Below are 5,425 nucleotides of genomic sequence, written 5' to 3'. Positions count from 1 at the left end.
ATGCTCTGCCCCGCGCGCAGCCAGTCCTGCCGGCCTGCCAGGGAACGCTTCCCTATCAAGAACGGGTTGGCCCGGCGCTCAATGACCTCAAGAGTTGGTCTTCATGAGTCGGGGCTTCATGTGCTGCGCGCGCCACCAGTGCGACGGCGGCACGAGCGGCCGCGCCTCCGGACCGACTCGAAGCCCATCCGGCATGTGCACGACGAACGCGCCACCTCCGCTGCTCTTCGTCGCCATGCCTCCGAGACACGCGATTGACGCGTGCAAGCAGTAGGCAATCCGCGAGCGGCCCGCTCCGGCCGACAACTGCCCGCCGCGGGCGGTGCGCGACCCGCCCTCGACAATGGCGTCGCTTTCGCCCCTTGTGCAGAATGCCAGGCCTCGAGCCGCACCAAGGTCAGGTTGCTGAAGCCATCGTACAGGTCCGCGAACTGGACAGCCCAGGGGTGGAGATCGGCGCGCTGCGACAGATGCATGCCGGCGTCGCGCGCAGTAAAAGCATCAAACTTTCACCAGTTCTCGCGCCCGCAAATCCCCGTTCATGGCCTCCATGCGTAAGGCAGGCTTGCGCTGACCCCTGGCCGCATCGATATTCGAATCGATGATTGCGAAGGAGGCATCGATCGGCGCGCATCGCAGTCGTGGAGGTATGAAGGCTCGCTCACCATACATGGCCAGAGGTAGTGGTTCAGGCTGAGCGGTTCACGGTAAATCGCATCCGGATTTCTCATCGGTTGCTGCGCGCGATGACTGCAATGGTCCGACCTGTTCGCGTGTGGTCTCGATATCGTGCATGCACCGCGCGCGGCGACCCGCGCGATCAAGTGCGCAGCAAACAGACCATATCCAGCTCATGGACCCCGAAGCACGCAGTGTCAATGCGCGTCGTGCCAGCCATGTCGACCTCGGCAATCATCCCACGGCGTTCTACGATTTCCATTCTTGGTGCCCGCATAGTTGATGATGCATCAGTTTTTAATTATCATAAAGCTAGCCTCGCGGGCGATGGGGAACTTTTTCAAAGCAGCGAACGCCCGACGAAACGTTCAAGGCCCGCCTGCGCGCCCACAGGTCCGAAGACACTCGGCGTGCAGGACTCATGCCCTCAGGACTCGGTCGAAATCGTGGGCCTACCCAGACCATGTGCTCTGAATTGGTGCGCAAGTTCGATTTCAGAACGGGCTTCGGGGATCCAGATGGTCGGCCGTCTCATCCTGTTACGGCCGAAATAGTCAATGAAACGAAAGAAGGAGAAATCCAGTGAAGGTTCTGATAGCGGTCAAGCGGGTCGTCGACTACAACGTCAAGGTGCGCGTCAAGAGCGACGGCACCGGCGTCGACATCGCCAACGTCAAGATGAGCATGAACCCCTTCGACGAGATCGCCATCGAAGAGGCGGTGCGGCTGAAGGAAAAGGGCGTGGCCACCGAGGTCGTCGCCGTGTCCTGCGGCGACACCAAGTGCCAGGAAACCCTGCGCACCGCGATGGCCATCGGCGCCGACCGCGGCATCCTGGTCGAGACCACCGAAGAGCTGCAGCCGCTGGCGGTCGCCAAGCTGCTGAAGGCGCTGGTCGACAAGGAGCAGCCCGGCCTCATCATCCTGGGCAAGCAGGCGATCGACGACGACGCCAACCAGACCGGCCAGATGCTGGCGGCGCTGGCCAACCTGCCGCAAGCCACCTTCGCGAGCAAGGTCGAGGTCGCTGGTGACAAGGTCAACGTGACGCGTGAAGTCGACGGCGGCCTGGAAACCATCTCGCTGACCCTGCCGGCGGTGATCACCACCGACCTGCGCCTGAACGAGCCGCGCTATGTCACCTTGCCCAACATCATGAAGGCCAAGAAGAAGCAGCTCGACATTGTGAAGCCCGAGGACCTGGGCGTGGACGTCAAGCCGCGCCTGAAGACGCTGAAGGTCTCGGAACCGCCCAAGCGCGGCGCCGGCATCAAGGTGCCCGATGTGGCCACCCTGGTGGACAAGCTGAAGAACGAAGCCAAGGTGATCTGAGGCAAAGAAGAAGGAAGACACGACATGACCGTACTTGTTATTGCCGAACACGACCACGCCACGCTCAAGCCGGCGACCCTCAACACCGTGACCGCGGGCATCGCCTGCGCCAGCGGCGATGTCCACGTGCTGGTGGCCGGCGCCAACGCCGCCGAAGCCGCCAAGGCCGCGAGCCAGGTCGCGGGCGTCGCCAAGGTGATCGTGGCCGACAGCCCGAGCCTGGCCGAGAACCTGGCGGAGAACGTCGCCGCGCAAGTCCTGGCSATCGCCARGAACTACAGCCACATCCTGTTCCCCTCGACCGCCAACGGCAAGAACGTCGCCCCACGCGTGGCCGCCCTGCTCGACGTGGCGCAGATCAGCGATGTGACCAAGGTCGACAGCCCCGACACCTTCGAGCGACCGATCTACGCGGGCAACGCGATCGCCATCGTGCAGAGCTCGGATGCGATCAAGGTGGTCACGGTGCGCACCACCGGCTTCGATGCGGCGGCGGCCACCGGCGGCAGCGCGGCCATCGAAACCGTCGACGGCGTGGCCGACAGCGGCAAGTCGAGCTTCATCGGCCGCGAAGTCACCAAGAGCGGGCGCCCCGAGCTGACGGCGGCCAAGATCATCGTCTCGGGCGGCCGGGCGCTGGGCAGCGCCGAGAAGTTCCAGGAAGTGATGGCGCCGCTGGCCGACAAGCTCAACGCGGGCCTGGGTGCCAGCCGCGCGGCGGTCGATGCCGGCTACGCCCCGAACGACTGGCAGGTCGGCCAGACCGGCAAGATCGTGGCGCCGCAGCTGTACATCGCCTGCGGCATCTCGGGCGCGATCCAGCATCTGGCGGGCATGAAGGACTCCAAGGTGATCGTGGCGATCAACAAGGACGAAGAAGCGCCGATCTTCTCGGTGGCCGACTACGGCCTGGTCGCCGACCTGTTCACGGCCGTGCCGGAACTCGTGGCGTCGCTTTAAACCATCGGGATCGACCATGGCATTTCTTCGACAATGCTTGGATGAAGTTCGCAGCAAACAGCGCGAAAAGAAGTTCTGCAATGCCCTGGGTGGGCGGTTTGAAGCAGAAAGCCCGACGCGCTCGGCACCGCAGCCCTGCACGCGATCCAGGCCCCACCAGCGGAAGCGGCCGTAGGAAACTGAAATCTTCCCTGAGCGAAACTACTGAAAAGAAGCATCTGCCTGGAACCGTCGCCCCTGATGAGCTACTGAAATCTTCGTTGAGTTCCTACATTTGACCCTGAGAGCCGTCGTTGGTGGGTCCGCGCGGACGTCGACCTGTCGGCATTTGCGAAGTGGGACCAGCTGCCGGGGACATCGAGTTCGGCTGCGGTACCTGCCCGTGCCGCACCGACGGCCAGCGCTCCCGCACCGGACCTGTTCGCCTCACGAGAGGTCGCCGCACCCGCCGGCGGCGAGCTCGCAGCGCCAGCGAAGGGCATCCCGCTGTCGCGCCTGCTGGGTGGCGTGGCCGCCGCGATCTCAGAGGCCTTCAAGGGCGGTGTCTGGACGATGGTCGAGGTCGTGAATGTGAAGCTCGGCAATGGCCACGTCTACCTCGAGCTGTCGGAGCGCGACAAGGCCGGCCAGGTGCTCGCGAAGGCGCACGCCATGATCTGGGCGAACGTCGCGGGCAAGATCCCGCCCGAGTTCGAGCGAGCCACCGGCGCAACGATCGGCGCGGGCATCAAGCTGCTCGTGCGCGCTAAGCCGAGCTTCAAGGCGCAGTACGGCTTTAGCCTCGAGATCGACGCCATCGACTCGGAATACACGCTCGGCGACCTGGAAGCCTGCAAGAAGGAGATCCGAGCCCGCTTGCAGCGCGAGGGCGTCTTCGAGCAGAACAAGCAGGTGCCGCCACCGTGGGACTTCACCTCGGTCCTGGTCGTGGCGCCGCACGAGGCGGCCGGCCTGGGCGACTTCCGCAAGGAGTCCGACCGACTGGCGCAATATGGCATCTGCCGCTTCACCTACGTGCACAGCCGCTTCCAGGGCGAGGGCGCGGCGCGCGAGATCATCGCGGCGCTCACCGCGGCTCTGGACGAATGCGCGACCGGCGAGGACATGCCAGATGCGATCATGTTCATCCGGGGCGGCGGCGCGGTGAACGATCTGGCCTGGCTGAACGACTACGACCTGGCACGCTTCATCTGCGACCAGCGCCTGCCAGTCTTGACCGGCATCGGGCACGAGCGCGACAGCACCATCCTCGACGAGGTCGCTTTTTCAAAGTTCGACACCCCGAGCAAGGTGATCGGAGCGATCGAGAAGCTCATCGCCCGCCGGGCTCGCGAGGCAAAGGCTGCATCCGAGACGATCATGAGCATGGCGGCGCGCGCGGCGCGCGAAATGCGCACTTCGGTTGAACGCGCCCACGGCCAGGTGGCGGCGGATGCGACAGCCAGCGTGGCGCGCGTGCGGCAGACGAGTCGGGACGCCATGAACGCCATTGGGTTAGCCGCCGTACGCGACGTCCACCAGGCTGGACGGGACAGCTTGCGGCTGGTGACCCAGGTGCGACAGGACGTCGCCGCCCAGGTGGCCACCGCGCGCCAGCTCGTGCCGAAGCAAATGGCCGAGGTTCAGGCCCGCGCGACCGCCGGCTTGGCCGAAACGCGCAGCAGCTCCCGTGTATCGCTCAACACCGTGCTCGACCGGGCCAGTGCCGGCGCACGGTCTGCGCGGCGCCAGGCGGACACTCAGTTTGCGGTCATGGGCGAGCGCGCCACGGCAACTCTGAGCCGGACACGCGCGAACTCGGAGGCGCTGATGCGCGAGATTACCGGCCAAGGCCCCGACAAGACCCTAAACCGTGGGTTCGCGATCGTCCGCGACGCGGCCGGCAAGCCCATCACCAGCCTGGCGCAGGCCGCGCCAGACCAGCACATCGAGATCCAGTTCCGGGACGGCACCATGGGTGCGCGCACCGGCAAACCGAAATGAAGGACATCGACATGGAACAGCAGACCTTTCGCGCAGCGTACGACGTGCTCCAGAAGCACGCAGAGACGTTGCGCGAGCAAAAGGAGCCCAACATCGACGATCTACTGAAGATCGTCACCGAGTCGGTTGCCGCGTACAAGGTCTGCACGAAGCGGATCGATGCTGTGGAGGAAGCCCTCAAGGCTGCCCTTGAGGGCGCGGGCGTCGAATCCTCAACATGACGCCCACCCTTATCGGTGGGTCAGAATAGCGGTCCGGCAACAATGAGAGCTTGACGTTCGATGGACTTCTACGAGCAATTCAATAGCATCAAGGACGACGATCAACTGCGTGCGTTCCTGCGGGCGCATCGATTCGAAGAGATTGCCGACCCGACACCCCTTGCCAAAAGGAAGTGGAACCTCGGCGAGTATCAGCTGACAAGCGGCGGAACCACATTTCGCGTTGGCTACCGGTGGTATGACCCGTCAGG

General features: G+C 64.5%; 4 protein-coding genes and 1 pseudogene. All 5 read left to right on the top strand.

All coding sequences use genetic code 11. The features are described 5' to 3' along the window. Nucleotides 1–1,260 precede the first annotated feature (1,260 nt). Nucleotides 1,261–2,010 (top strand): electron transfer flavoprotein subunit beta/FixA family protein, encoded by a 750-nt coding sequence (locus AC1DY5_RS40415; RefSeq protein ID WP_478120068.1) that lies wholly within the window; start codon nt 1,261–1,263, stop codon nt 2,008–2,010. Between the two features lie 24 nt (nt 2,011–2,034). Then, complete coding sequence (locus AC1DY5_RS40410; RefSeq protein ID WP_478120067.1) at nt 2,035–2,970, top strand: electron transfer flavoprotein subunit alpha/FixB family protein; 936 nt, start codon at nt 2,035–2,037, stop codon at nt 2,968–2,970. A 318-nt stretch (nt 2,971–3,288) separates the two neighbouring features. Then, nucleotides 3,289–4,953 (top strand): exodeoxyribonuclease VII large subunit, encoded by a 1,665-nt coding sequence (gene xseA / locus AC1DY5_RS40405; RefSeq protein ID WP_478120069.1) that lies wholly within the window; start codon nt 3,289–3,291, stop codon nt 4,951–4,953. After that, a complete protein-coding gene (xseB, locus tag AC1DY5_RS40400; RefSeq protein ID WP_478120066.1) occupies nt 4,950–5,174 on the top strand; it encodes an exodeoxyribonuclease VII small subunit in 225 nt (74 codons plus the stop codon). The genes xseA and xseB overlap by 4 nt, the downstream gene beginning before the upstream one ends. A 60-nt stretch (nt 5,175–5,234) precedes the next feature. Then, nucleotides 5,235–5,425, top strand: a pseudogene (locus AC1DY5_RS40395) (hypothetical protein); the annotation flags it as partial.

The organism is Variovorax sp. P4_D9 (assembly GCF_056401695.1).
The sequence above is the reverse complement of the archived record's forward strand: the minus strand, read 5'-3'. Positions and strand labels throughout refer to the sequence as shown.

Bases quoted from the DNA above. Each gene is read 5' to 3' on its own strand.
- xseB (WP_478120066.1), top strand. From the start codon at position 4,950: ATGAAGGACATCGACATGGAACAGCAGACCTTTCGCGCAGCGTACGAC.